The organism is Saccharopolyspora mangrovi (assembly GCF_035320975.1).
Lineage (GTDB): Bacteria > Actinomycetota > Actinomycetes > Mycobacteriales > Pseudonocardiaceae > Saccharopolyspora > Saccharopolyspora mangrovi.
The window spans coordinates 65,478-91,073 of the sequence record NZ_JAWLNX010000017.1 but is presented as its reverse complement, the minus strand read 5'-3'; the positions used below and the strand labels follow the sequence as shown (position 1 = coordinate 91,073).

The 25,596-nt window shown below is 68.4% G+C and carries 28 protein-coding genes and 1 tRNA gene; 8 read left to right on the top strand and 21 right to left on the bottom strand.

The window, feature by feature from the left end:
- Positions 1 to 93 precede the first annotated feature (93 nt).
- From R4I43_RS22810 to R4I43_RS22800, 3 genes are read right to left on the bottom strand one after another with little or no spacing between them, the layout of a single operon-like run.
- Positions 94 to 1,251: an acyl-CoA dehydrogenase family protein gene (locus R4I43_RS22810; protein ID WP_324267720.1), complete on the bottom strand. Its 1,158-nt coding sequence runs from the start codon at positions 1,249 to 1,251 to the stop codon at positions 94 to 96.
- A gap of 4 nt (positions 1,252 to 1,255) precedes the next feature.
- Positions 1,256 to 3,253 carry an acetyl/propionyl/methylcrotonyl-CoA carboxylase subunit alpha gene (locus R4I43_RS22805; protein ID WP_324267719.1) on the bottom strand — a complete coding sequence of 666 codons (1,998 nt, stop codon included), beginning with the start codon at positions 3,251 to 3,253 and terminating at the stop codon, positions 1,256 to 1,258.
- A gap of 9 nt (positions 3,254 to 3,262) precedes the next feature.
- Complete coding sequence (locus R4I43_RS22800) at positions 3,263 to 4,876, bottom strand: carboxyl transferase domain-containing protein (protein WP_324267718.1); 1,614 nt, start codon at positions 4,874 to 4,876, stop codon at positions 3,263 to 3,265.
- Positions 4,877 to 4,966: 90 nt separating this feature from the next.
- On the opposite strand from R4I43_RS22800, the gene R4I43_RS22795 reads away from it, so the two are divergent.
- The 4 genes from R4I43_RS22795 to R4I43_RS22780 all read left to right on the top strand — a co-directional run bounded on the left by R4I43_RS22795 (position 4,967) and on the right by R4I43_RS22780 (position 9,776).
- A complete protein-coding gene (locus tag R4I43_RS22795) occupies positions 4,967 to 5,536 on the top strand; it encodes an SACE_7040 family transcriptional regulator (RefSeq protein WP_324267717.1) in 570 nt (189 codons plus the stop codon).
- Between the two features lie 102 nt (positions 5,537 to 5,638).
- Positions 5,639 to 7,339 carry an aa3-type cytochrome oxidase subunit I gene (ctaD, locus tag R4I43_RS22790; protein ID WP_324267716.1) on the top strand — a complete coding sequence of 567 codons (1,701 nt, stop codon included), beginning with the start codon at positions 5,639 to 5,641 and terminating at the stop codon, positions 7,337 to 7,339.
- Positions 7,340 to 7,625: 286 nt separating this feature from the next.
- Positions 7,626 to 8,834 (top strand): MFS transporter, encoded by a 1,209-nt coding sequence (locus R4I43_RS22785; RefSeq protein ID WP_324267715.1) that lies wholly within the window; start codon positions 7,626 to 7,628, stop codon positions 8,832 to 8,834.
- A 117-nt stretch (positions 8,835 to 8,951) separates the two neighbouring features.
- The gene (locus R4I43_RS22780; protein WP_324267714.1) at positions 8,952 to 9,776 is read left to right on the top strand and encodes an aldo/keto reductase; all 825 of its coding nucleotides are present in this window, start codon (positions 8,952 to 8,954) and stop codon (positions 9,774 to 9,776) included.
- Between the two features lie 53 nt (positions 9,777 to 9,829).
- On the opposite strand, the gene R4I43_RS22775 is transcribed toward R4I43_RS22780, so the two are convergent.
- Complete coding sequence (locus tag R4I43_RS22775) at positions 9,830 to 10,990, bottom strand: FAD-dependent monooxygenase (RefSeq protein ID WP_324267713.1); 1,161 nt, start codon at positions 10,988 to 10,990, stop codon at positions 9,830 to 9,832.
- A gap of 170 nt (positions 10,991 to 11,160) precedes the next feature.
- Between R4I43_RS22775 and R4I43_RS22770 the strand changes: the two genes are divergently transcribed.
- On the top strand, positions 11,161 to 12,282 hold the full coding sequence (locus R4I43_RS22770) for a 5-methyltetrahydropteroyltriglutamate--homocysteine S-methyltransferase (protein ID WP_324267712.1): 1,122 nt from the start codon (positions 11,161 to 11,163) through the stop codon (positions 12,280 to 12,282).
- 356 nt (positions 12,283 to 12,638) lie between these two features.
- Positions 12,639 to 13,253, top strand: a complete 615-nt coding sequence (locus R4I43_RS22765) for a YigZ family protein (protein WP_324267711.1) — start codon at positions 12,639 to 12,641, stop codon at positions 13,251 to 13,253.
- On the opposite strand, the gene R4I43_RS22760 is transcribed toward R4I43_RS22765, so the two are convergent.
- Entirely contained in the window at positions 13,250 to 13,813 is a 564-nt protein-coding gene (locus tag R4I43_RS22760; RefSeq protein ID WP_324267710.1) for a phosphatase PAP2 family protein, read from the bottom strand. The two genes, R4I43_RS22765 and R4I43_RS22760, sit on opposite strands and share 4 nt — an antisense overlap.
- 146 nt (positions 13,814 to 13,959) lie before the next feature.
- Between R4I43_RS22760 and R4I43_RS22755 the strand changes: the two genes are divergently transcribed.
- Positions 13,960 to 14,502, top strand: coding sequence for a chorismate mutase (locus tag R4I43_RS22755; RefSeq protein ID WP_324267709.1), 543 nt, complete (start codon positions 13,960 to 13,962; stop codon positions 14,500 to 14,502).
- A gap of 2 nt (positions 14,503 to 14,504) precedes the next feature.
- Here the strand turns inward: R4I43_RS22755 and R4I43_RS22750 are convergent, their stop codons facing one another.
- The 3 genes from R4I43_RS22750 to R4I43_RS22740 form a co-directional block, all read right to left on the bottom strand.
- The gene (locus R4I43_RS22750) at positions 14,505 to 15,197 is read right to left on the bottom strand and encodes a class I SAM-dependent methyltransferase (protein WP_324267708.1); all 693 of its coding nucleotides are present in this window, start codon (positions 15,195 to 15,197) and stop codon (positions 14,505 to 14,507) included.
- Positions 15,198 to 15,262: 65 nt separating this feature from the next.
- Positions 15,263 to 16,450 carry a cobalamin-independent methionine synthase II family protein gene (locus R4I43_RS22745; protein WP_324267707.1) on the bottom strand — a complete coding sequence of 396 codons (1,188 nt, stop codon included), beginning with the start codon at positions 16,448 to 16,450 and terminating at the stop codon, positions 15,263 to 15,265.
- Positions 16,451 to 16,609: 159 nt separating this feature from the next.
- Positions 16,610 to 17,131, bottom strand: a complete 522-nt coding sequence (locus R4I43_RS22740) for a GNAT family N-acetyltransferase (RefSeq protein ID WP_324267706.1) — start codon at positions 17,129 to 17,131, stop codon at positions 16,610 to 16,612.
- A gap of 149 nt (positions 17,132 to 17,280) precedes the next feature.
- On the opposite strand from R4I43_RS22740, the gene R4I43_RS22735 reads away from it, so the two are divergent.
- Positions 17,281 to 17,356, top strand: a tRNA-Lys gene (locus tag R4I43_RS22735).
- Positions 17,357 to 17,409: 53 nt separating this feature from the next.
- Here R4I43_RS22735 and R4I43_RS22730 read toward each other — a convergent pair.
- The 13 genes from R4I43_RS22730 to R4I43_RS22670 form a co-directional block, all read right to left on the bottom strand.
- Positions 17,410 to 18,606 (bottom strand): tyrosine-type recombinase/integrase, encoded by a 1,197-nt coding sequence (locus R4I43_RS22730; protein ID WP_324267705.1) that lies wholly within the window; start codon positions 18,604 to 18,606, stop codon positions 17,410 to 17,412.
- Between the two features lies 1 nt (position 18,607).
- Positions 18,608 to 18,787 (bottom strand): helix-turn-helix transcriptional regulator, encoded by a 180-nt coding sequence (locus tag R4I43_RS22725; RefSeq protein WP_132621655.1) that lies wholly within the window; start codon positions 18,785 to 18,787, stop codon positions 18,608 to 18,610.
- A gap of 2 nt (positions 18,788 to 18,789) precedes the next feature.
- Positions 18,790 to 20,313, bottom strand: coding sequence for a replication initiator (locus R4I43_RS22720; protein WP_324267704.1), 1,524 nt, complete (start codon positions 20,311 to 20,313; stop codon positions 18,790 to 18,792).
- A 105-nt stretch (positions 20,314 to 20,418) separates the two neighbouring features.
- Positions 20,419 to 21,273 (bottom strand): DUF2637 domain-containing protein, encoded by an 855-nt coding sequence (locus R4I43_RS22715; protein WP_324267703.1) that lies wholly within the window; start codon positions 21,271 to 21,273, stop codon positions 20,419 to 20,421.
- 12 nt (positions 21,274 to 21,285) lie between these two features.
- The gene (locus R4I43_RS22710; protein ID WP_324267702.1) at positions 21,286 to 21,477 is read right to left on the bottom strand and encodes a hypothetical protein; all 192 of its coding nucleotides are present in this window, start codon (positions 21,475 to 21,477) and stop codon (positions 21,286 to 21,288) included.
- Entirely contained in the window at positions 21,474 to 21,725 is a 252-nt protein-coding gene (locus tag R4I43_RS22705) for a hypothetical protein (RefSeq protein WP_324267701.1), read from the bottom strand. The genes R4I43_RS22710 and R4I43_RS22705 overlap by 4 nt, the downstream gene beginning before the upstream one ends.
- A 15-nt stretch (positions 21,726 to 21,740) precedes the next feature.
- Complete coding sequence (locus R4I43_RS22700; protein WP_324267700.1) at positions 21,741 to 21,977, bottom strand: hypothetical protein; 237 nt, start codon at positions 21,975 to 21,977, stop codon at positions 21,741 to 21,743.
- Between the two features lie 24 nt (positions 21,978 to 22,001).
- Positions 22,002 to 23,390, bottom strand: coding sequence for a cell division protein FtsK (locus tag R4I43_RS22695; RefSeq protein ID WP_324267699.1), 1,389 nt, complete (start codon positions 23,388 to 23,390; stop codon positions 22,002 to 22,004).
- A gap of 88 nt (positions 23,391 to 23,478) precedes the next feature.
- On the bottom strand, positions 23,479 to 23,670 hold the full coding sequence (locus tag R4I43_RS22690; RefSeq protein ID WP_324267698.1) for a hypothetical protein: 192 nt from the start codon (positions 23,668 to 23,670) through the stop codon (positions 23,479 to 23,481).
- Between the two features lie 2 nt (positions 23,671 to 23,672).
- Complete coding sequence (locus R4I43_RS22685) at positions 23,673 to 23,933, bottom strand: hypothetical protein (protein WP_324267697.1); 261 nt, start codon at positions 23,931 to 23,933, stop codon at positions 23,673 to 23,675.
- A gap of 175 nt (positions 23,934 to 24,108) precedes the next feature.
- Positions 24,109 to 24,510 carry a hypothetical protein gene (locus R4I43_RS22680; RefSeq protein WP_324267696.1) on the bottom strand — a complete coding sequence of 134 codons (402 nt, stop codon included), beginning with the start codon at positions 24,508 to 24,510 and terminating at the stop codon, positions 24,109 to 24,111.
- 291 nt (positions 24,511 to 24,801) lie between these two features.
- A complete protein-coding gene (locus tag R4I43_RS22675; protein ID WP_324267695.1) occupies positions 24,802 to 25,026 on the bottom strand; it encodes a hypothetical protein in 225 nt (74 codons plus the stop codon).
- Between the two features lie 195 nt (positions 25,027 to 25,221).
- Positions 25,222 to 25,584 (bottom strand): hypothetical protein, encoded by a 363-nt coding sequence (locus tag R4I43_RS22670; protein WP_324267694.1) that lies wholly within the window; start codon positions 25,582 to 25,584, stop codon positions 25,222 to 25,224.
- Positions 25,585 to 25,596 lie beyond the last annotated feature (12 nt).

Genomic DNA, 25,596 nt, shown 5'->3' with positions numbered 1-25,596 from the left:
CGGCCCGGCCTCCCCACCCCGCCCCATGTTCCGGCCACACCCCGGGGGGGGGGCCGCGAACCGGGGTTCGCGGCCACGCCCTCGTCGTTCTCGTCAGGCCGGTAGGCCGAGCTCCCTGGCGATGAGCATGAGCTGGACCTCGCTGGTGCCCTCGCCGATCTCGAGGATCTTGGAGTCGCGGTAGAAGCGGCCCACCGGTGTCTCGTTCATGAAGCCATAGCCGCCGAAGATCTGGGTCGCGTCGCGGGCGTTGTCCATCGCCGCGTTCGACGAGGCCAGCTTGGCGATCGCGGCCTGCTTCTTGTACGGATCACCGCGCAGCATCCGCGAGGCGGCGTCGTAGTAGGCCAGCCGGGCCGTGTGGGCCCGCAGCTCCATCTGAGCGACCTTGAACTGCATCGCCTGGTACTCGCCGATCTTGTGCCCGAACGCCTCGCGTTCGCCCAGGTAGCGCAGGCACTCGTCGACGCAGCCCTGGGCGGTGCCGACGCCGAGCGCGGCGATCGCCACCCGGCCCTCGGTGAGGGTGGCCAGGAACTGGGCGTAGCCCCTGCCGCGTTCGCCGACGAGGTTCGCCGCCGGCACGCGGCAGTCGTCGAACGACAGGGCGTGGGTGTCGGAGGCGTTCCAGCCGACCTTGGAGTACTTCTTGGCGACGGTGAACCCCGGGGTTCCCGAGGGCACCATGATCGCCGAGATCTCCTTGCGGCCGTCGGGCCGCTCGCCGGTGACGGCGGTGACCGTGACGAACCCGGTCATGTCGGTGCCGGAGTTGGTGATGAACGCCTTCGCGCCGTTGATCACCCACTCGTCGCCGTCGAGCACCGCCGTGGTGCGGGTGGCGCCCGCGTCGGAGCCGCCGTCGGGTTCGGTGAGGCCGAACGCGCCCAGCACCTCCCCGCTGGCCAGCTTGGGCAGCCAGGTGCGCTTCTGCTCCTCCGAGCCGAAGCGCAGGACCGGCATGATGCCCAGCGAAACGCCCGCTTCGAGGGTGATGGCCACCGACTGGTCGATGCGGCCGAGTTCCTCCAGCGCCAGGCACAGCGCGAAGTAGTCGCCGCCCATGCCGCCGTGCTCCTCGGGCACCGGCAGGCCGAACAGGCCCATCTCGCCCATCTTGCGCACCAGCGGGTAGGCGAACTCCTCGCGCTCGTAGTAGTCAGCGATAACGGGCGCTACTTCCTTGCGCGCGAAGTCCTGCACGCTCTGCCGCAGCGCTTCGTGCTCCTCGCTGAGCCGGTGGTCCACCATCGCGTCATGCCTCCCCTTCGGCGGTGAGGACGGCCAGCGGCTGGTCGAGCCCGACCGGCTGTCCCTTCCTCGCGTGAACTTCGGTGACGGTTCCGTCGATCGGGGCGGTGACGGTGTGCTCCATCTTCATCGCCTCGACGACGAACAGGCGTTGCCCGCTGCGCACCTGCTGGCCTTGGGTGACTTCGGCGACCAGGACCGTTCCCGGCATGGGCGCGGTGACCACGCCGTCGGATCGGCCGGCGGTGCCGCCGCGTTCGGCCAGCAGCCGGTGTTCGGTGAGCGCCCAGGTGTGCCCGTCGGCGGCGAGCCAGGTGGTGCCGTCGACGTGCGCGCACCGGTAGCGGCGGGTCCGCCCCCGGTGGGTGACGGTGAGGGTGTCGCCACGGGTGTGGGCGGAGGCCTCGGTCGACGCCGTCGAGTCGCCGGTCTCGACCGCCACCTCAGCGCGGTCCGGAGTACCTCGGAGGTGGACCTCGAGGTCGTCGGCGAAGCGCCAGGTGCTCCAGGCCGGTGGGCCGATGCGCCAGCCGCTGGGGACGTCCCACGGGTCGGAGCCGCTGCCGGGTTGGGCGGCGATGAGGCGCTCCAGCGCTGCGGCGACGTAGGCGTGCTCGGGGACGGTGCTCTCGGTGAGCGAGTCCAGGTCGCGTTCGACCAGGCCCGTGTCGAGGTCGCCCGCGAGCACGTCCGGGTGCTGCAGCAGGGCGCGCAGGAACGCGATGTTGCTGTTCAGGCCGAGGACCGCGGTGTCGGCGAGAGCCTTGTCGAGGCGGCGCAGTGCGTCGCCCCGGCCGGAGGCCCAGGCGATGACCTTGGCGAGCATCGGGTCGTAGTCGGAACCGACGGTGCCGCCGGGGCGGATCCCGGAGTCGACGCGGACGCCGGGCCCGGTGGGTTCGTGGACCGCGAGGAGTTCCCCGCCGGTGGGCAGAAAACCGCGGGCCGGGTCCTCGGCGTAGACGCGGGCCTCGACGGCGTGGCCGTCGAGGGTGAGGTCCTGCTGCGCCCAGGCCAGCGGCTCGCCGGAGGCGACCCGGACCTGCTGCTCGACGAGGTCGACGCCGCGTTCGCCGCGCACGGCCGTGACCAGTTCGGTCACCGGGTGCTCGACCTGCAGGCGGGTGTTCATCTCCATGAAGAAGAACTCGTCCGGCCGATCGGCGGAGACGATGAACTCGACCGTGCCGGCGCCGGTGTAGCCCACGGCGCGGGCGGCGTCGGCCGCGGACGCGCCGATGCGGGCGCGGGTTTCGGCGTCGAGCAGCGGTGACGGGGCCTCTTCGACGATCTTCTGGTGCCGCCGCTGCAGGCTGCACTCGCGTTCGCCGAGGTGCACGACGTGGCCGTGCGCGTCGGCGAGGACCTGGACCTCGATGTGCCGCGGGCGCGAGACGAAGCGCTCGACGAACAGCGTGTCGTCGCCGAAGGCGGCCCCGGCCTCGCGTCGCGCGGAGGCGATCTGGTCGTCGAGCTCGGGTTCGGCGTGCACCAGGCGCATTCCCTTGCCGCCGCCGCCCGCGGAGGGCTTGAGCAGCACCGGGAACCCGACGTCCAGCGCCGCCCGGTGCAGGTCGGCGTCGGTCATGTCGGGGTCGCTGCGGCCCGGCACGACCGGGACGCCGGCGGCCGAAACCGTCTGCTTGGCGCGGATCTTGTCGCCCATCGACTCGATGGCGGCCGCGGGCGGGCCGATGAACACCACACCCGCTTGCTCGCAGGCGCGCGCGAAATCGGCGTTCTCGGCGAGGAACCCGTACCCGGGGTGGATCGCCTGCGCGCCGGTCTCCCGGGCGGCGTCGAGGATCCGCTTGCCGTTGAGGTAGCTCTCGGACGCCAGGGCCGGTCCGATGTGGACGGACGTGTCGGCTTCAGCTGCGTGCCGGGCATCGCGGTCGGCGTCGCTGAACACCGCGACGGAGCGGATGCCCAGCTCGCGCAAGGTGCGAATGACCCGGACCGCGATCTCCCCGCGGTTGGCGACCAGCACGGTGTCGAACATGCTCTTCCCTCACATCCGGAAAACGCCGTAGGAGATCGGTTCGAGCGGTGCGTTGCCCGCCGCCGAGATGGCCAGGCCCAGCACGTCCCGGGTCTGCCCGGGATCGATCACACCGTCGTCCCAGAGCCGCGCGGTCGCGTAGTACGGATGCCCCTGGTGCTCGTACTGGTCGCGGATCGGCTCCTTGAATGCCTCCTCGTCCTCGGCCGGCCACTGCTCGCCGCGCGCGTCCAGCTGGTCGCGGCGGACCGTGGCCAGCACCGACGCGGCCTGCTCGCCGCCCATCACCGAGATCCGGGCGTTGGGCCACATCCACATGAACCGGGGCGAGTACGCCCGGCCGCACATCGAGTAGTTGCCCGCGCCGAACGAACCGCCGATGACCACCGTGAACTTCGGGACCCGGGCGCAGGCGACGGCGGTGACCATCTTCGCGCCGTGCTTGGCGATGCCGCCCGCCTCGTACTCCTTGCCGACCATGAACCCGGAGATGTTCTGCAGGAACACCAGCGGGATCGAACGCTTGTCGCACAGCTCGATGAAGTGCGCGCCCTTCATCGCCGACTCGCTGAACAGGATCCCGTTGTTGGCGATGATGCCCACCGGCTGACCGTGGATCCGGGCGAAGCCGGTGACCAGGGTCTGGCCGTAGTCGTGCTTGAACTCGGCGAAGCGGCTGCCGTCGACGATCCGCGCGATCACCTCGCGCACGTCGTAGGGGGTGCGCGAGTCGGTGGGCACCGCGCCGTAGAGCTCGCCGGGATCCACCGCCGGCTCCTCGCTCGGCGCGACCTCCCACGGGCGCGGTGCGCGCGGGCCCAGCGTGCTGACGATGTTGCGGACGATGCGCAGCGCGTCGGGGTCGTCGACCGCGAGGTGGTCGGTGACGCCGGAGGTGCGCGAGTGCAGCTCGCCGCCGCCGAGATCCTCGGCGGTGACCTCGGCTCCGGTGGCGGCCTTCACCAGCGGTGGACCGCCCAGGAAGATCGTGCCCTGCTCGCGCACGATCACGGCCTCGTCGCTCATCGCGGGCACGTAGGCGCCACCGGCCGTGCAGGAACCGAGGACCGCGGCGATCTGCGGGATGCCGCGCGCGGACATCGTGGCCTGGTTGTAGAAGATCCGGCCGAAGTGCTCGCGGTCCGGGAACACCTCGTCCTGCCTGGGCAGAAACGCACCGCCCGAGTCGACCAGGTAGAGGCACGGCAGGTTGTTGTGCAGCGCGACCTCCTGGGCGCGCAGGTGCTTCTTCACCGTCACCGGGTAGTAGGTGCCGCCCTTGACCGTGGCGTCGTTGGCCACCACCACGCACTCCCGGCCGGACACCCGGCCGACGCCGGTGATGATCCCGGCCGAGGGCGCCTCGTCGTCGTAGAGGCCGTGCGCGGCCATCGGGGAGAGCTCCAGGAACGGCGACCCCCGGTCCAGCAACGCGTCCACGCGATCGCGGGGCAGCAGCTTGCCGCGCTCGACGTGCCTGATCCGCGCCTTCTCCGGACCACCCAGGCGGGCCTTGGCGAGCTGCGCGTTGAGGTCGTCGACGAGCTTGGCGTGCTGCTCGGCGTTGCGCGCGAACTCCGGCGAGTCCGGATCCACCGACGTGCGCAGGGCGGGCGCATCCATGAGGCACACCTTCCGCTGGGGCTCGGTTAGTCATCGTTAACTTGAGCCTATGTTAACGATGACTAACGTCCTCGTCTAGCATCTGGCGGTATGTCCACCGATGCGGCGAAGCCGAGCCGGCGCGAGCAGATCCTGACCGCCGCGGCGGAGAAGTTCGCGCGCGCCGGTTTCCACGGCGTCGGCATCGACGACATCGGCGCCGCCGTGGGCATCTCCGGGCCCGCGCTCTACCGGCACTTCCGCAGCAAGGACGCGATGCTGGCCGAGCTGCTGACCGGCATCAGCGACCGGCTGCTGCTCGGCGGCAAGCAGCGGGTCGACGCGGCAGCCGACCCGCAGGGCGCGCTGGACCGCCTGGTGCGCTGGCAGGTGGAGTTCGCGCTGCACAACCCGGCGCTGATCACCGTGCACATGCGCGACCTGGACAGCCTCTCCGACCGCGACCGCCGGCGGGTCCGCGAGTCGCAGCGGCTCTACGTCGAAGTGTGGGTCGACGTGCTGCGCCGCGCCCGCCCGGAACTGGACCGGCCCCGTGCCCGCGCCGCCGCGCACGCGGTGTTCGGCCTGATCAACTCGACCCCGTTCAGCGCCCACCTGGACACCTCGGCGATGTCCCGCCTGCTGCGCGACATGGCGCACGGAGCCATCGCGGCGATCTGAAGCGGGCCGTGCCGCGCGGGTGGCCGATTGCGGGGGTGCGGGACCGGGTAAAGACTGGGGTCAGGTCGGTAGAGATCGCTCCCGCGGTAGCCGGAGGCTGGCATGGCCACCACCAACATCCAACCGACAACGGTCCCGACGAGAGCCCTCACGGGCAGGCGCCCGCGCAAGGGCGCTCGGCTGGTGCCGTGGCTGCGGACCACCGACCCCAAGGACATCGGGATCCTCTACCTGGTCACCTCGTTCGCCTTCTTCATCGCAGGCGGCGCGATGGCCCTGCTGATCAGGGGTGAGCTGGCCGTCCCCGGCCTGCAGTTCCTGTCGCAGGAGCAGTACAACCAGCTGTTCACCATGCACGGCACGATCATGCTGCTGCTGTTCGCGACGCCGATCGTGTTCGGTTTCGCCAACGTGATCCTGCCGCTGCAGATCGGGGCGCCCGACGTCGCCTTCCCCCGGCTCAACGCCTTCTCCTACTGGCTGTTCCTGTTCGGCGGCCTGATCGTGCTCAGCGGGTTCCTGATGCCCGGCGGCGCCGCCGACTTCGGCTGGACCGCCTACGCGCCGCTGTCGCGCAGCACGTTCACCGTCGGACCGGGTGGCGACCTGTGGGCCTCGGGTCTCATCGTCAGCGGCCTGGGCACCATCCTGGGCGCGGTCAACATGATCACGACGGTGATCTGCCTGCGCTGCCCCGGGATGACGATGTGGCGGATGCCGATCTTCACCTGGAACATCCTGGCCACCAGCATCCTGGTGCTGATGGCGTTCCCGATCCTGACCGCCGCGCTGTTCGGCCTGCTGGTGGACCGGCACCTCGGCGGCCACGCCTTCGACCCGGCCAACGGCGGCGCGATCCTCTACCAGCACCTCTTCTGGTTCTTCGGCCATCCCGAGGTCTACATCGTGGCCCTGCCGTTCTTCGGGATCGTCACCGAGATCCTGCCGGTGTTCAGCCGGAAGCCGCTGTTCGGCTACACCGGGCTGGTGCTGGCCACGATGGTGATCATGGGCCTGTCGGCGATCGTGTGGGCGCACCACATGTTCGCCACCGGGGCCGTGCTGCTGCCGTTCTTCTCGTTCGCGACGTTCCTGATCGCCGTGCCGACGGGCATCAAGTTCTTCAACTGGATCGGCACCATGTGGCGCGGACGGGTGACGTTCGAGTCGCCGATGCTGTTCTCCGTCGGGTTCCTGGTGACGTTCCTGCTCGGCGGGCTGACCGGGATCCTGCTGGCCTCGCCGCCGCTGGACTTCCACATCACCGACACCTACTTCGTGGTGGCGCACTTCCACTACGTGCTGTTCGGGACGATCGTGTTCGCGGTGTTCGGGGGCGTCTACTACTGGTTCCCGAAGATGACCGGCCGGATGATGGACGAGCGGCTGGGCAAGGTGCACTTCTGGCTGACGTTCGTCGGGTTCCACCTGACGTTCCTGGTGCAGCACTGGCTGGGCGACGAGGGGATGCCGCGCCGCTACGCGGACTACCTGCTCAGCGATGGCTTCATGACGCTGAACCTGGTGTCGACCATCGGCGCGTTCGTGCTCGGCGCCTCGATGCTGCCGTTCCTCTACAACGTCTTCACCAGCTACCGCTTCGGCACTCCGGTCGACGTCGACGACCCGTGGGGCCACGGCAACTCGCTGGAGTGGGCGACCTCGTGCCCGCCGCCGCGCCACAACTTCACCGAGCTGCCGCGCATCCGCTCCATCCGGCCCGCGTTCGAGCTGCACTACCCGCACATGGCCGAGCGGCTCGAATCCGAGGCGCACGCGTCGCTGCGGCGGCTCCCGCGCTGATCGCACAACCAGGGACGCCCCGGGTTGTGCGATCCGCACCATCGATGTCCACAGTAGACACAAGCGTTGCCCCGAACGGGCGGTGTGAGCAGTGGCGCGGTTCATACTCGATCGAGGAACAGCGCAGGTCCCCGTACTGTTGAACGTGTGCGGAGCGCCATCGTGGGCGCTGAACTGAATCGTTTCCGTCGACGCGCACCAGCGAAGGCGACGATCACCTGAGAACGCCGTGCAGTGCAGCGCGCGCGGAGAAGAGACCACCACCTTCACCACACGGGAGACTTCCTTGCCCATTGCCCTGTTGGCCCTGGCCATCGCCGCATTCGGGATCGGAACGACCGAGTTCGTGATGATGGGGCTGCTTCCTGAAGTGGCCACCGACCTGCAGGTGTCGATCCCCGATGCCGGCGGGTACATCTCGCTGTACGCGCTCGGCGTCGTCATCGGCGCACCGGTGCTGACCATGCTCGGCCTGCGCGCCCGCCGCAAGACGATGCTGCTCAACATGCTGGTGCTGTTCACCGTCGGCAACCTGTTCTCCGCCTTCGCCGTCAACCACGAGACGCTGCTGGCCGCCCGGTTCGTCTCCGGCCTGCCGCACGGCGCGTTCTTCGGCATCGGCGCCGTGGTGGCCGCCGGACTGGTCGCCGCCGACCGGCGCGGGCAGGCCATCTCGATGATGTTCATCGGCCTGACCGTGGCCAACATCGTCGGCGTGCCGATCGGCACCCAGCTCGGCCACGCGCTCGGGTGGCGCTGGGCGTTCGGCCTGGTCGCGGTGATCGGCGTGCTCGCGCTCGCGGCCGTGTCGGTGCTGGTGCCCAAGCAGCCCAAGCCCACCGAGGTCAGCCTGCGCGGTGAGCTGCTGGCGTTCCGCCGCCCGCAGGTGTGGATCGCGTTCGCCGTCGTCGTGTTCGGCTTCGCCGCGATCTTCTCCTTCTACAGCTACATCAAGCCCGTTCTCACCGACGTGACCGGCTTCAGCGCCACCGCGGTCACCCCGCTGCTGGCCGTGTTCGGCGTCGGCATGACCGTCGGCACCGCCATCGGCGGCCGGCTGGCCGACCGCTCGCCGCTGAAGACGCTGTGCATCGGCATCTCCGCGCTGGCGGCGTCGCTGGTGGTGTTCGCGCTGACCGCGCAGAACCCGATCATGGCTCCGATCATGGTCTTCCTGATCGGCGCCACCGGGTTCACCGCGATCCCGAGCATCCAGGCGCGCATCCTGGACCAGGCCAAGGAGGCCCCGGCGCTGGGTTCGGCGAGCATCCAGTCCACTTTCAACATCGCCAACTCGCTGGGCGCCTACCTGGGCGGCGTGGTGATCGCGGCCGGGTTCGGACTGGTGTCGCCGAGCTGGGTCGGTGCGCTGCTGGCGCTGGTCGGACTGGGCTTCGCGGTGCTGTCGGGCCTGCTGGACCGCCGCCCGAAGCGCACCGGGGTCGTCGCCTCGCACCAGGCCGCGCCCGCGCAGGAATCCGAGCTCACCGCCTGATCTGCGGTTGCTCAGCTCACAAGAGTGCTCTGGAATGCAAGGGCCCCTGAATCGGTTCGAACCGAACGGGGGCCCTTGGGCCAGACCAATCCCGAACTCGGTGGAGGAAACACCCACATGACTCAGGTTCCGAACGTCACGCTGAACACCGGTGCTTCGATGCCTCAGCTGGGGTACGGCGTCTTCCAGGTTCCGGCCGACGAGGTCATCGCTCCGGTTCACGCAGCGCTGGACGCCGGGTACCGCAGCATCGACACCGCGAAGGTGTACGGCAACGAGGAAGGCGTCGGCAAGGCCATCGCCGACTCGGGCATCAAGCGCGAGGACCTGTTCGTCACCACCAAGCTGTGGAACGACGACCAGGGCTACGACAGCACGCTCAAGGCCTTCGACGACAGCCTGTCCCGGCTGGGCCTGGACTACGTCGACCTGTACCTGATCCACTGGCCGGCGCCGAGCCAGGACGCCTACGTCGACACGTGGAAGGCGTTCCAGGAGATCCACAAGAGCGGCCGGGCCAAGGCCATCGGCGTCTCGAACTTCCAGATCCCGCACCTGCGCCGCCTGTTTGACGAGACCGACATCGTGCCCGCGCTCAACCAGATCGAGCTGCACCCGAACCTGCCGCAGGCCGACCTGCGCGCCTTCCACACCGAGCACGGCATCATCACCGAGGCGTGGAGCCCGCTGGGCCGCAACAACGGCCTGCTGGACAGCGCCACGGTCGCGAACCTCGCGGAGAAGTACGGCAAGACCCCGGCCCAGATCGTGCTGCGCTGGCACATCGAGCTGGGCAACGTGACCATCCCGAAGTCGGTCACGCCCTCGCGCATCAAGGAGAACATCGAGGTCTTCGACTTCGAGCTCGCCCAGGACGACGTCAAGGCGCTGACCGCGCTGGAGACCGGCGTCCGCGTCGGCCCCAACCCGGACGACATGTGAGCTCCCGCTGAAGAAGGGCCCCTGACCTCCCGGTCAAGGGCCCTTTTCGCGGTTCAGGCCACGCGCAGGCGGGGCTTGGCCGACAGCGAGTGCAGGACGTTGCTGCCGGAGCGCAGCGAGACGACCTGGCTGTGGGTGGCCAGCCACCCCGGGAAGCGGGCCAGGCGCTGGATCGGGGTGCGGCGCTGGGCCGAGGTCAGGGCCGCCGTGCGGGAGACCTTGAGGACCCGGGGACGGCGCTCGAACTCGTAGGCCCGCAGTCGCTCCGACGGCGAGCCCTCGCCGTCGCTCATGTACTGGGTGAGCAGCCAGGCGTCCTCGAGGGTCTGGTTGGCGGCCTGGGCGACCGCGGGCGGCATGGCGTGCACGGCGTCGCCGAGCAGCGTGCTGCGCGACCCGCCCCAGACGTGCGGGACCTTGTGCCGGATGTGCGGGAAGAAGCCCAGGTCGTCGTCGGTGACCGAGGCCAGCAGCGACTCGACCGGTTCCGGCCAGCCGCGGAAGAGCTCGCGCAGCTCGGCGACCGAGTGGACCGGGTCGCCCTCCTTCCACGGCATGTCGAACCACCAGTGCAGCAGCCCGTCGCCGGTGGGGATGAGGCCGCAGTGCGCGTTGCGACCGGCGATGTTGAGCGTCTGCCTGCCCAGCGCGACCGGCAGGTCGCTGCGGGTCAGGCCCTGCCAGCTGGCCCAGCCGGTGGGCTTGGCGGGCTCGCCGCCGAGCACCTGCTGGCGCACCACCGAGCGCTGCCCGTCGGCGCCGATGAGCACGTCACCGGTGGCGCTGGAGCCGTCGGCGAAGTCCACCCGCACGTGGTCCGGGTGCTCGGTGACGGCGACGCAGCGGCGGCCGAACTGCAGCGCTCCCGCCGGCAGCGAACCGGCCATCTCGGCGATGAGCCTGCGGCGCGGGATCTGCACGGTGGGCGAGCCGAGCCGCTCGGTGACCTCGTCCAGATCGGCTTCCCAGAGCAACCGGCCGGATTCGGTGAGTGATCGGAGGCTGTGCAGCTGGTGCCCGCGGTCGGTGATGTCCACGCCCAGCTCGCGCAGCGCCGCGGTGCCGTTGCTCCACACCGTGATGCCCGCACCGGACGTCCTCAAGGCGTCGTGGTGCTCGTAAACCTGCACGTCATGGCCTTTGCCGAGCAATCCGTTGGCGATTGCGAGTCCCCCGACTCCGGCTCCGATCACGAGAACTCGCATCGTCTCCATCCGTCATCCCCGACGTAGCTGCCCCAACAATTTTATCCACTCGACCGTATGTACCGAATTGTCCTTGGTCACACGCCGTAAACGACCGTGCCGCACCCGGGCCGGGCCAGATTTTCGGAAATTGAAAACTCACCTAGGCACACCCGTGGCCGAGAACTATGTTGCGTGCCATGAGCCCACGTGTTGCACCACCGTTCCGGGCCGACCACGTCGGCAGCCTGCTCCGCCCCGAGCGCCTGTTGGAAGCCCGAGACTCGCACGCGGCCGGCCGAATCGACGACGCCGAGCTGCGCGGGATCGAGGACGAGGCGATCACCCAGGTCGTCAAGATGCAGGAGGACGTCGGCCTGCAGAGCGCCACCGACGGCGAGTTCCGCCGCAGCTCATGGCACATGGACTTCCTCTACCAGCTGGACGGCGTCGAGCGCGTCGAGGACAACAACCTCAAGGTCCAGTTCCACAACGCCCAGGGGGACATCGAGTTCGTCACCCCCGACCTGAAGGTCACCGACAAGATCAAGCTCTCGGGCACGATCTTCGCCGACGCCTTCACGTTCCTGGCCTCGAAGACCACCAAGAACACGCCGAAGTTGACCATCCCCTCGCCGGGCATGCTCACCTACCGGGGCGGGCCGGCGGCCGTGGACTCCAGCGTCTACCCGGACATGGACCAGTTCCGCGCCGACCTGGCCGCCGCCTACCGCGCCGAGGTGCGCGCGCTGGCCGACCTGGGCTGCCACTACCTGCAGCTCGACGACACGAGCCTCGCCTACCTCAACGACCCCAAGCAGCGCGAGATGCTCAACGAGCGGGGCGAGGACGGCGAGAACGCGCACGTCAGGGACATCGAGCTGATCAACGAGTCGCTGCGCGGGCGCCCGGACACCCTGACGGTGACCACCCACATGTGCCGGGGCAACTTCCGCTCGTCGTGGGTCGCCGAGGGCGGCTACGACTTCGTCGCCGAGGCCCTGTTCAACCAGCTCGAGGTCGACGGCTTCTTCATGGAGTTCGACGACGAGCGCTCGGGCACCTTCGCCCCGCTGCGGCACGTGCCCAAGGGCAAGCACGTGGTGCTCGGCCTGGTGACGACCAAGCGCGGCGAGCTGGAGTCCAAGGACGAGCTCAAGCGCCGCATCGACGAGGCCGCCAAGTACGTCGACCTCGACCAGCTGTGCCTGTCCCCGCAGTGCGGTTTCGCCTCGACCAAGGACGGCAACGCGCTGACCTACGAGGAGGAGGTCGCCAAGCTCCGCCTGGTCGTGGAAACCGCCCAGGAGGTTTGGGGCTGATCGCTTCGCGGGCGGTTGCGCAGCGCAGCCGCCCGCGGCTCAGGCCGCTTCTTCGAGGAAGCGACCGGCCACGAGTCCGGGCTCTTCTGCCCCGTCGAATCTCACCCAGAGGACCGGGCCCTCGAAGACCTGCGGGAGACCGGTGGCGGTCTCCACCACCGTGCCCTCCTGATCACGGAACCGGCCGAACGTGGCACGCACCCGCACGCCTGGTTCAAACGGGCTCGATGATTGCTCCATGAGGGTGGACGGTACGTGGCGGTACCGACAAGCCGGAAATCGCCCGGCCTTTCTATGGAAATCCCCACACGGCGATCGGTGAACCCCCAGGTGGGAGGATGGCCTGGGGAGGGCTGATGCGGACGATCAAGCGGTCGGGCGAGCACGAGATCGAGGTGCGCAGGTCCCGGTTCATCTGCTCGCTGGCGCGGGTGACCGAGGAGTCCGAGGCGCGGGAGTTCATCCAGCTCCAGCGCAAGACCCACCACGACGCCCGGCACCACTGCTCGGCGTTCGTGCTCGGCGACTCCGGCGAGATCCAGAAGTCCAGCGACGACGGCGAACCCGCGGGCACGGCCGGGGTGCCGATGCTGGAAGTGCTGCGCCGCAACGAGATCACCAACACCGTGGCCGTGGTCACCCGCTACTTCGGCGGGGTGCTGCTGGGCGCCGGAGGGCTGGTCCGCGCCTACGGCGGTGCGGTATCCGAAGCGCTGGAGCAGGTCGGAACGCTGCAGCGGCGGCCGGTGCGGGTGCTGGAGGTCGAGGCCGACTACGTGCTGGCGGGCAGGCTCGACAACGATCTGCGGTCGGCCGGTTACCAGGTCGCCGACACCTCCTACGACGCCGCGGTCCGCTTCCACGTCCACGTCCCGGTCGAGGGCGTCGACGCCTTCCGGGCCTGGCTGGCCGAGAGCACCGGCGGAGCCGCCCAGGCCGCGGAAGGACCGCTCATCCACGCCGAGCTCTAGGCCGCCACGCGCTCGCCGGTCCGGGCCGGAGCGGTGGGCGGACGCTGCGCGCTCGGCTTGCTCGCGACCGCGGCGACCACACCGATGAGCGCGCCGAAGAGCAGCCCGGCGATCACGTCGTGCGGGTAGTGCACGCCGATGAACACCCGCAGGAACGCCTCCAGCAGCGCCAGCACGGCGACCACCGCAGCAGCCCGCCGCCACAGCACGGCCACCGCCACCGCGAACGCCGCGGCCGTGGCCGAGTGCCCGCTGGGCAGCGACCACACCCCCACCTCGCTGCAGTGCTCGAGGGTGCGCACCGGCAACGCCCGGCACGGCCGCAGCTGCTTGACGGCGTCCTTGACCGGATCGGTGAGCACCCAAGCGGCACCACCGGAGAGCAGGATCGCCAGCGCGGCCCGCGCCCGGCGGTCCACCCGCCACCACACGTATCCGGCGACGGGGATGAACCCGAGCAGCAGGGCATCGGTCAGCACCAGGGCAACGGCCTGCACCCACGCGGGCGACGCGACACCCCAACCGGCGACGATGCGGAACAAGTCGGCGCTGTACTCCACCACATCCACCTTAACCGGACTCCGCGCATCCGACCGCCATCGATCACCCGATCCACCCGTCACCCGGAATTCCGCTGGAAACCGTCACAGCACCCGGGGAACCGGGTGTAAGACTGGGAACAGGTGATCTTCGAGGAGGTTTCGGGATGCGGTCGTGGGTGGTCGGTGGGGCTGTGGTGGCCGCTGCGCTCGGGCTCGGTGCTCCGGCGCAGGCCCAGGGGGCGCTGGACCCGCTGGTGGGGTCGGCTGCCGAGCGGGTGGTGCTGTCCGACCAGGTGGCGGCGGCGAAGTGGGGGACCGATTCACCGATCGAGGACCCCGAGCGCGAGCAGCAGGTCCTCGACGGTGTGGCCGCGCGGGCGGTGGAGCTCGGGCTGGACCCGGAGGAGGCCGAGCGGGTCTTCCGCGATCAGATCGAGGCCAGCAAGCTCGTGCAGCGCGCGCTGCACGCCCACTGGACCGCGAACCCCGACCAGCAGCCCACCGAACGCCCCGATCTCGGCGAGATCCGCCCGGAGCTGGACCGCCTGGGCGAGGCGATCCTCGTGGAGCTCCGCGACACCGACGAGCTGCGCGACGGTCCGCCGTGCACCGGCCACCTGGCCGGCGCCTACGCCCGCACCGCCCGCGACCTCGACGCCCTCCACCAGGCGGCCCTGGGCCGCGCCGTCCCCTCGATCTGCACCTGACCTCAGCGCCGGAACAGGGCGGCGTGGAGGAAGCCCTCGCCGAACAGCGGTGACCAGGGTGCCTGGGCGCGCATCGGGCGGATCTCGACCGGTGCGAGCCCGGAGAAGATCGCGCGCAGCTCGTCGGGGGTGTAGGCGAGGCCACCGCGCAGGGAGCGGTCGCGGTAGAGCTCCGCGTCAGGCAGTTCCGTCCCGGAGTTCTCGGCGCCGGCGGCGAAGCACGTCATCGCCAGGTGGCCGCCGCGCACCAGCAGCCGCTCGACGAGGTCGACGTAGCTCACGCGGCGGTGCGGCGGCAGGTGGTGGAAGAAGCCCGAGTCGTGGATGAGGTCGTAGGGGCCGGCGAGGTCGGCGGTGAACGCATCGCCCCGGTGGAAGCGGATTTCCGGTGCGCGTTCCCGCGCCCACGCGATCGCGGTGGCGGACAGGTCGATGGCGTCGACGTCGAATCCCCGCGATGCCAGGTAGATGGCGTTCCTGCCGGGGCCGCACCCGAGGTCGAGCGCACGGCCCGGCTGCAGCAGTTCCTCCACGTAGGACACCAGGTTCTCGTCCGGTTTCGCGGCGAAGAACGGGACCCCTCGGTCGCGATCCTCGTAGAAGCAATCCCAGAACGGTTGGGGCGGCGGGAAGATCTCGTCCAGCATCCGCAGCAGGCCCTCGACATCGCGCACCGAGCGCGCAGCGTCTCCCATCTGTCCATCTTACCGAATTCCCAAGCGGCGCAGCGGGTTTTCACCGCCGCGCCGCCGCCTCGACATCACCTGCTCCAGAGCTGCGCCGAAGCCAGCCGCGCGCCCTCCGCGAGGGCCGAGAGCTTCGCCCACTGGATCTCCTCGTGCACCCGGTGCACGAACGCGCCCTGCGCGAAACCGCAATCCGTACCGGCGAGCACGTTGTCCCGCCCCACTACACCGGCCAGCCGAACGAGCCGCTGCGCGACGAGTTCCGGGTGCTCGACGACGTTGGTGTGGTGGGTGACCACGCCCGGGATGAGCTTCTTGCCCTCCGGCAGCTGCACGTCCTCCCACACCCGCCATTCGTGCTCGTGCCGCGGGTTCGCCTGCTCCATCGCGTAAGCACCCGCGTTGACCTGCAAGATCAGGTCGACGACATCGCGCAGCGGCGGGTCGAACGCGTGCGGACCGTGCCAGCTGCCGAAGCACACGTGATACCGGACGCGCTCCTCCGGCAGCCCTTCCAGCGCGTGGTTGAGCGCCCGCACGCGCAGCTCCGCCCAACGGCGGTAATCGTCGTGGGATCCGCCCTCGGCGAGGATCGTGTCGCACTCGTGCATCAGCACCGCGTCGTCGACCTGCAGCAGCAGGCCGCTGTCGACGATCGCCCGGTACTCCTCCTTGAGCGCGTCGGCCAGCGCGAAGACGAACTCCTCGTCGGAGTCGTAGTGCTCGTTGGTCAGCCAGTAGGCGCTCGCCGGGGCGACCACCGGCAAGAAGCCCTCGACGCCTTCGTGTTGCGCGACAGCGGCTTTCACGTTCGCGATGTCGCGGTCGACGGCCGTCCGGTCGTAGCGCAGCGGACCGGTGCAGTACCAGGCCGACGGGGTCTGCTCGTCGGCCTGCGAGTTGCTCTTGCGGGTCGCTGCCTCGTCGAGCGCGTCGAGTTCGGCGTAGGCGCCCGGGAACGCCTGCCGGTCGCGGCTGGGCGGCAGCATGCTCGCGCCCTCGAGCTCGATCGGCCGCGACTCCAGGCCGCTGACCCGTTCGTAGAGGTAGGTGATCCAGCTGGCCTTGCCCATCTCGCCGTCGTCGACGACGTCGATCCCGGCCGCCACCTGTTGGCGGACGACGTCGTCGACGGACTTGGCCAGGCAGGTCCGGTAGGCGTCCTCGTCCACGGCGGCACCACGCGCCTTCGCGGACAGGAAGGACAGGAGCTCGGTCGGGCGGATCAGACTTCCGGTGTGCGTCGCGAGGATCCTGCTCACGGTTCTCCCCATGCCGGCAACCCTGACGGACGCGGCCCCCACGACCGCACCCCGACCCTTCTCCGCTCCCCAACCCAGGTCAACAACCCGACAACCTCCCGAAAGCCCACGACACCACCGGGACGAAAACCGCGGTACTCGCCCCGGTCCGAGAGGCACTCAGCCCAGGCCGGTGGTGAGCGGGAGGCCGACGAAGACGACGTCTTCGAGGCGGCCGTCCAGTTCCGCGACCGCCGGGAGCCGTCCCCACTCCTGGAACCCGTGGGAGCGGAAGAGGCGCAGGCTCCGCTCGTTCGACGCGAAGATCGTGGTCGCGATGGCCCGCAACCCCAGTTCGGGCGCCCGCGCGATGGCACGGCTCAGCAGGTACGCGCCCTGACCGCTGCCCCGGTGCTCCGGATGCAGGTACAACGCCAGGTCCGCGGTCACGTCGTAGCCCCGACGACCGTTGAGGAACGGTTCCAGCGACACGTACCCGGTCACGACCTCCGGAGCGCCCGGTTCGTGCCCGACCCAGATCGGGTACCGCTCCGGATCCGACTCGGCGAACCAGACCTCGCGCGAGTCGACCGTGATCGGCTCCAGGTCGCAGGTGGCTGAGCGGTCCGGGATCACCGAGTTGTAGATGTCCACGATCGCGGGCAGGTCCTCGCGCGTCGCGAGACGGTGCTGGTACGTCAAGACGCCGCTCTCCCTTCGAGTTCGACCCGTCCCGGGGGCCACGGGGGCATCGCGGGTCGGGGTGGGTGGTCGTTGCGGTGTGACTTCGGTCCGAATTGCCACTACCGCGAGCCACGAAGATCATCCGAACCTTGTAACCTTGGGCACGCGGGCCGTTAGCTCAACTGGCAGAGCAGCGGACTTTTAATCCGCGGGTTCAGGGTTCGATCCCCTGGCGGCCCACCAAAAACCCCAGGTCACAGACCTGGGGTTCTTTGTTGCCGAGGTCCGGTTGCCAATTAATTGCCAACTTTCCCCGGCCCCTCGATGGGCACCACGAAGGCCAGGGCTTCGGCACTGGCGCGGGACTGCTGACCCCGGCCGAAGTACACGTCTTGGGTCATCGACACGCGCGAGTGGCCCAGCAGGTCGGCCACCTGGCGAGCGGTCAGGCCCGCTTCGTCCAGCAGCGTGGCAACCGTCTTGCGCAGTGTGTGGAAAGTCACCCAGTCGTAGCCAGCGCGGGTCCGGAACGGTGCCCACGTCCGGTTGTAGACGTTCGAGGCGTTGAGGTATCCGCCCCTCGTGTTGACGAAGATCGGCTTGCCCGGATCAACCTCACCCAGTTGCTCGGCTCGCTCCCGGAGCATGTTCACGGCCCAGTCAGGGAGTGCGATGTCCCGCGCCGAGCCGTCGGTCTTCCCGTCGTTGCGTAGCGCACCCTTGCCACGTGCTCGGATCAGGTTCCCGCTCATCCGCAGCTTCTTGGACTCCGGATCGAAGTCCTCCCAGTGAGCGCCCAGAGCCTCACCCGCTCGCTCGCCCGTCGCGATGAAGAAGCGCACCAAGTCCGGCAGGTCCCGCTTCTTCGCCTCTTCATCTTGGTCAAGGATCTTGAGCAGCTCGCTCAGTTCGTCCTTGGTCAAGGCCCGCGGCTTCTTCCGCTTGATCTTGGCTCTCCGCTCGGACAGGGCGGCGATGCCCTTCGTTGGGTTGGTCTCGACAGCCCCAGCCTGAATCGCAAAGATCATGACGTTGCTGATCACGGCCTTGACGAGCTTGGCCAGAGTCAAGCTGTTGTCCTTGAGCTTCGCCTGGCAGAGCTTGTTGACCACCGGAGTCTTCACCTCATACAGGCGGAGCTCGCCGAGGCTCGGCTTGACGTGGTTCTCATAGACGTTCTCGTAGGTGTCCAGCGAGGTCAGCGAGTACGTACCGTTCTCGGCGTCCTTCCTGAACTCATCGATCCATGCTTGGGCAGCATCCGCGAACAGCGATGTGGCTGTTAGGTCGGTGCTGTCAGACACGGGAACCAGATCCTTGACCGCGTCCCGGACAGCCTGCCGAGCCAGCTCCTTGGTTCGGCCGCGACGACGCACGTCGGCATAGGTCCCGTCCTCGCGCCGGTACCAGGCCCTTGCCGCCCAGGACTTGCCGACCTGCTTGACCGAGATCTCCCCCATCGTTCCCAGCGGAAGCGGCAGCCGACCCGCCATCTCAGATCACCCCCGCAGCCTGAGACTCAAACCAGTCCTCGACATCCTCGGGCTTGAACCGGACGTACTTTCCGATCTTGCGTCCGGTCGGGCCATAGCCACGACTGCGCCACTGGTAGAGGGTGCCGACCGGCACACCGAGGTAGCTGGCAACGTCGTCGATTCCCCACAGGTTGCGCATGGTCAGTCCTTCCTTTCGATGCTGTGGCGGTGTTTGCGTGTCTCGCGTTGGCGTTCGGCCATGGCGGCGGCGAGTTCGCGTTCTTCGGGGGTGCGGTGGCCGACGCTGACCAGCGACCAGTCGTTGATCACGGTGATCGAGTCGTCGGTGACCCCGAGCTCGGCAAGGGTTTCCTCGTGCCGGTAGCGGCGTCGGTCGTCGCGGATCTGCCGGAACGGCACCGAGTAGTACCGGGTTTTGCTGAGAAAGTGGCCTCGGAAGGCGAGCATGTGCGCCCAGTGCCGGAGCTTGAGCGCGTCCAGCGGGTCGGGCTTGTCGGCCTGCTCCGGGTGCATCCGGTGCCAGAGGACAGAGCGGCTGACCTCGCCACCGTTGTTGCAGGTCGCGCAGTACTGCGCCCGCTCACACCCGCAGCCCTCGGGGACGTGGAAGCCGTCGGGGTGGCAGTCCGGGCACGGAACCGGGGCGACAAGGTCCCAGGCGGTTTGGATGATCCGCCGGTGATGCTCGGTAACCTGCAGTCGGTCGATGTCGGCTTGAGTGCGGATGCGGCGGTCGACGGCTTCGCTCTTGCCGGTGCCCTTGGTGGCGTACTTGGCCACATAGGACGCAAGCCGATCGTCAGTGATCACCCCGTGCTCGTCTTCGACCTGTCCGGCATCAGCGGGCCGGATGGGGCGGATGTCGATCTGCTCTCCAAACGCCAGCTCCCAGGTGCGGCCGTCGACCTCAGGGGAGGTCAGGACCGTGTTGGCGTGAGCGAGGCGGATGGCGTCGGTGAGCACATCGGAGGTGGCCCACCCCGGGGTCGGGTCCCCCGCACCCTCCGGCCCGTCGAGGCGCAGGACGGCGTGGAAGTGGATTACACCCCGGCGCTGGAACTCGGCAACCTTGGCGAACGACAACCGCGCGTGCTCAGCGAACAGACGCTGCGGGAGCCCTGCGGCCTGCGCGAGGTAACGCTTGAGGTAAGTGGTGAAGCGGTGCCAGAGGTCCCCGGCGTGGGCCTGCCAGAGCACGTGCCCGGTGTAGTCGTAGCTGGCCGGATCGAGGGGCTGTCCGATGCGCGGGTCGTCGGGGTGGTGGTACTCGCCGCAGCGGCACGGGATGGCCTTGCCGTGAGGGGCCCGGCGGTTGTGGACCGGCCCGAAGCTCGGAGCGGTCAAAGTCAGGAACAGCCGGGGCTTGTCCGCGACCGTGGCCGGGATGCCTTTGGTGTCGCCGGTGAGTCCGGCTTTGAGGAGGTGGAAGGCGTCGGCGGCGTAGCGGTCGGAGCAGGCCACGCAGACCGATTCGCGGCGGTTGCCGCAGGGGACGGTCACATGTCCGGACCGGGAGTCGAGGACCTGTCCGCTGGTGGTGTCCTGGATGGCCCAGTGTCCGGACAGGCGGATCGGGTGAGTGCAGCCGCCAGTCGTGGCGGCCTCGGTGCGCCACTGCTGGAACCCTGCGGCGCGGGCGCGGCGTTGGAAGCCGTCAGCGACCAGCGCACGGTAGTCCTGGGCGGTCATCATGGTCGGCGACATCTCCACCTCCTGACGAAGTAGAGGCGGGACACCACCTGCGGCCGATCAACCCGGTGGTGGTGTCCCGCCGAGCGATCGGTGCTGTTCAGTTGTGGGGCAACGGCTTTACGCGAGGGCGTGGCCGTTGGTGGTGCTGTAGCTGGCCGCGATTTGTTCGGCCTTGTCGGCCGGGACCTTGATCACGGCGTGGACGTCGTCAGCGGTGAACTCCCGGCCCTCGTTGCGGGCGCGGGTGTAGGCCGCCTGGACAGCCTTGAGCATCGGGGGCGGCAGCTTCGGCCCCCTGCTGACGACCTTCGGGATCTCGGTGGTCGGCTTGTCCGCCACGGGCGGCGTCGGCGGTGCCGGTGACGCGGCCGGAGCGACCGGAGTGGCCGGACGTGACTCTGGTGCCGGGAGCTCCGCCGGGGTGGCCTGTCCGATGAGCTGGTGGACGGGGATGGCGGTGATCTGGGTTCGGAACGCCGTGGTGGTGCCGGTGCGGTCGACCAGCCAGCGCAGGACCAGCAGGCCCGGCCGGAGCCGGAACTTGGTGCGGCCGTGGCGGGCTTCGTAGTCCGCTCGCATCTCCAGCAGGACGATGTCGAAGACCGCGACGGCAGCGACCGGCAGCCCTGCGGCGACCAGGCGGGTCTCGAGGGTGGGCTGGTGAATCCAGTTGATCCACGAACTCACTGCCGTGAATCCCCACATCAGCAGCCGCGCGCGGAGGGCGGAGCGGCCGTGGATGGAGGCCCGGTAGGTCATCAGGGTGCAGGCGAACGCGGCCCCGTCGAAGGTGGCCGGCACGAGCCACGCGGTCCAGTAGCCGAACCCGGTCATGGAGGTCATGCCGTATTCGTGCAGTCCCACGAAGCTCGCGGCCCAGCCCATCACCGCAGCCAGCGCCACCAGCCCCAGCGCAACCGGCGAAAGCCACAGGTGCGCCCTGCTTATCTGCGGTGGCTCGTCCTGGTTCATCGCCTCCACCCCCTAGTCGCTGCTGGGAGTGAACAGGGCATACAGGCCCTTGATCGCTAGGACGACTCCGATGCCTCCGGCGATGGCGTAGGAGGGGCTGACCAGCAGCCACACCAGCGCCAGGATCGCGGAGATGAAGGCCATTAACACCAGAACGGTCTTGATCGCCTTGCCGGTCAGTTCCACGTGGACAACAGGCTTCATGACTTGCTTCCTTCCTCATCGGTAAACAGTGCGTACTGATTCGGGTCTCGGGCGGTTTCGGTGTGCAGTGAGGTGAGGTCGTTGAGGACCTCCCAGAACGCGGCGAGGCTGACCACGCGAAGCGGCTCGGGTCTCGCGGCGCTGCCGGGCCAGGTGATGGCCACCTCGAAGCCCTCCGCGTGCGGGCGGGCGATGACGATCGGGCGCTGGTCACCCGGTGTGGGGTCGAAAAGCGGTGTGCGGTGCACGGTTTCCCTCCTGGATCAGTCCTCGTCGGGGTGGGGCGGGTAGTCCTTGCGTTCCCGCGCTTCGGACTCGGCGAGCAGGGCCTCCCCCTCGGCGAGGAGCCGCCGAAACTCATCACGGTCCAGCAGGCAGCGCGCGTGCTCCGTTCTTCCTGCAAACTGGTCGGTGATCCCCATGCTGATGCCTTCCGCTGTCGGGGTGAGATCCGTGACTGCTCCGAAAGCTCCGCTGTAGTAGCGCGTTTTCACACGCATCAGTCCTCCTTCGTTGTGGTGAGATCAGGCGGCGTCTTCGTCTTCGTCCCGGTTGAACGGAACGACGTTCGAGGTGTCCTCGGTCGGCGCCGGGCAGGTGCGCACCAGCTCGTCGATGTCCTCGTCGGTGACGTTTCCGGCCCGCACCCGGATGGGGCGGCGGGTGTACTGGTCGACGCGGAAACCAATCCCGGCGTGGTCCTCGTCAGCGGGGATCTCGTCCGTGAGGGCGCCCTTGACGCGCATGCCATCGCCGAGGGTCATGTCGGCGTGGTTCTCGGCGGTGGTGCGCAGGCAGATCCTGCGAGTGAACAGGTCCCGGACCGGCAGGATGTCCTTGGTCGGCTCCTGCAGATAAGCGCAGACGGCGAATCCCGGGCCGCGTCCTTGGGTCATGATCTCGGCCAGCAGCTTCACGGCCTTGCGGGTGATGCTGGAGTCACCGAGGGCGGTCATCATGGCCAGCTCGTCGATCATCAGCACCCGCAGCGGCGTCTCGGTGCTGACACGGAACTTCCGCAGCCGCTCCTCTTTGAGGTGGCGTTGGGTGGCCTTCATGTCATCGCGGAACGCCGTGATGACCTCCAGGGCCCTTTCCGGCTCGTCGGCGTAGTCGTTGAACAGCGGGCGGGCGCTGCCCGCTTCCATGCCGCCCTTGAGGTCGCACATGTCAACCCGCACCAGGCCATCCCGGATCGCCGGACCCATCGCCCGAAGCGGGTTCCACATCAGCGAGCCCTTACCCGAACCGGTCGCGCCGACCCCGAGGAGGTGGTTGCCGATGATCGGTTCGGTCCAGTCGTTGCCGTACTCGTCCTCGCCGAAGTACAGCGCCGACAGGTCCACGTCCGAGGAATCCGCGGGGATCTCAGCCGGGTCGATGACCTGCTCGAACGGGTTCCCGCGAACGACAGTGAGCGCGATGATGCCGGGCTTGACCTTCACGATCCCCAGCGCGTCGGCCCGTAGCGCCATCGAGAGTTCGTCGGCGGCGTCTTGGAACTTCTTCAGCGACTGGCCCCGCAGGACCTTCACGTAGAGGGTGTCGATCGACGGCGAGGCGGAGTGCACGCGGACCAGGCGGGGCACTTCGATGTGTCCGGTCCGGCGGTTCTCCCGGCCGAACTCGCAATCGATCATCAGGCCACGCCAGCGGCGGCCCACGTAACGCAGCCATCTGCGACGGAACGACCGCAATGCTGGACCGGCGTAGCGGTCGAAGGTCTCGGGGTGTCCGCGATACCAGGACAGCCCGGCCGCACCCACTCCGGCCAGGACGGTTCCGGTGGTGACCGGTCCGAGCTCGACCACACTGGTGGCCAGTGCGGCGGGCGTGCCGGTCATGCCGGGGTGGCGGGCCATCCACGAGGCCGCGCGCCATTCCATGCCCTTGCGTCGGTTCACCAAAGCCATTGCGGATCAACTCCTTTGAGAGCAAGAAAGGGGCTCGACCACCACCGCAGCGGTAGCCGAGCCCCTTCGGGGGACGTGCGTGTTCGGGTTATTTCGAGTTGTTGAACTGGGCGTCTTCGAGGTCGACCTTGTAGTTCGCGACCGCCTTTGCCAGTTCGTCGTGGTCCTTCTTGAACCCAGCCGTGCGCACCTGCAGGCCCTTCATGGCCTCTCGCAGGGTGTTCATGGCCTTGTCGATGTCCTCGATGATTGCCGTGACCTGGTAGCTGTTGTTGCTCATGTTCAGACCCTCCATCCCTTCGAGACGAGTTCCTTTTCCCACTTCACTGTTGCCGTGTGAAACGAGGTCAACTGCACGGCGGCCTTGGCGTGCGCGCCGTCGACCTCGTCCCGGCCTGGAACCCGCCAATCAGTCTCGCCGGGCTCTTGGATCTTCTTGTGGAGCTTTTTGGCTTCGTCCAGCGCCGTGCGAACCAAAGCAACAGCGGCCATCAGGTCGCGGTACTTGTTCATGGCGTGACGATTCGCAGCCTGAACCTGCACGATCGATCACACTCCCTTTCTGTTTGGGTCTTGCTCCTATTGATTGCCATCCGCTGACCTGACAGCGAATGGTGGTGCTCGCTCTGAACTCAATTGACCTTCCACGAATGCGGGCAGTCCTGGCACTGCGCGGTGCCGTCCGGGCTGACATAGAAGAACCAGTGCTGACAGGAACTCACGCCACCCGCCCCCTTTCCTCGATGTCGCTGTTCTTCCAGGGATTAGCCAGCGCCTCCCATCGGTAGGCGGCCTGCTTCGACCTGCGCGGCACCAGAACCGAACGGGCCGGTCCCTGGTAGCGGCCGTAGCGCACGTGGTGCGTGCCGCCGACCTCCAGCCAGCGAGCCTCGATCAGCTGGTGCACGGCCGCGTCGATGTGCTCGGGGACCTTCTCCACCTCGTCGCTGCTCAGACGCTTGTAGACGTCCTCGCGGATGCCCACCAGCACGAACCCGATACGCGAGGCCGACCGGAGCACCTTCTCGATCAGGTCCATGTCGTTGATCGGCGGCCGAGGCTCCTCCCGCTTCGGCAGTGGAGCCACCGGGTTGCCGAACAGGTCCGTTTCACCGTCCATGCCCGCTCACCCCTTGTCGGAGCCCAGGCAGCCGGAGCCGTGGAAATCAAACCCACCCATGACCCTCACCTCCGTTCGCTACGTGGGTGCAGAACTGATCGCCCGAGTGCCGGTACCGCGTCGGGTCGATGTGGCAAGCCGGGCAGTAGCACAAAGACACTGAGAACCACTTCCTTCTCTCTTGGTTGATCACTTTGTTGCGCACGATGTGCACATCACCTGCGAGCCCCAGACGGGCATTCCGCAGCCATTCGCGCACGATGCTGTCGTGCTTTCGGAATAGGCGGTCATTTACTCCACCTCCGCGTTCTCTTCGAAGAATGCGATCCAGCGGCGGAGGTCCTTGCACATTCCTTCCATCTGGTGGATTACATTCGCCGCTCGTTGACGACAAGCGCCACCGGCTGAAACGACGGTTCGCCAGTCCTCGTCCAGAAACGACGTGGCACTTTCCACCGTTTCGGCTATGTGCGTGTAGGCGTTCATCAACTCGTGGTACTGACGCTGACTGAGCACACTTTTCTCCTTCCTTGTGGGAAACCATGAAAGCCCCCGACTCTCTTGCATTTCGGGGGCTAACATGGCCTCCCCGGCGCAATAATTCACGCCGGAAAAAGGCATAGCTCGGCCCACTATGTAATTCTCAAGGAACAAGCAGCCCGAATGGGCTTAAGAAAACGTCAGATCGGAATGGTCAGAATTCGGGTCCGGTCAGGCGGCGACCGGGATCTGGGCGCCCGCCGGGGTCAGGCCGCCCGCCTTGAACGACAGGCCCGAACGGCCGTTGTTCTCCCAGTGGCTCACGGTCGCGTCGACCAGCTGGACGTAGACGCCCTCCTCGAAGCCCTCGCCGGGGTCGGCGGTCAAGGTCACCTTGATCTCCTCGCCCTTGCCCGCGAACTCGCCCGGCTGGACCTTCCGCTTCGCGAACAGCGACACCACGAACTGCTGGATGCCCTCGCGGTCGGTCACGTACTCCGTCTGGCCGTTCTCGTTCTCGCGGGTCTTCTCCTGCGGGGCCTCGGTGATCATCAGCTTGTAGCCCTGCATGTTGACCGGGATGTTCCTCAGCATCTCTTGCCTCCG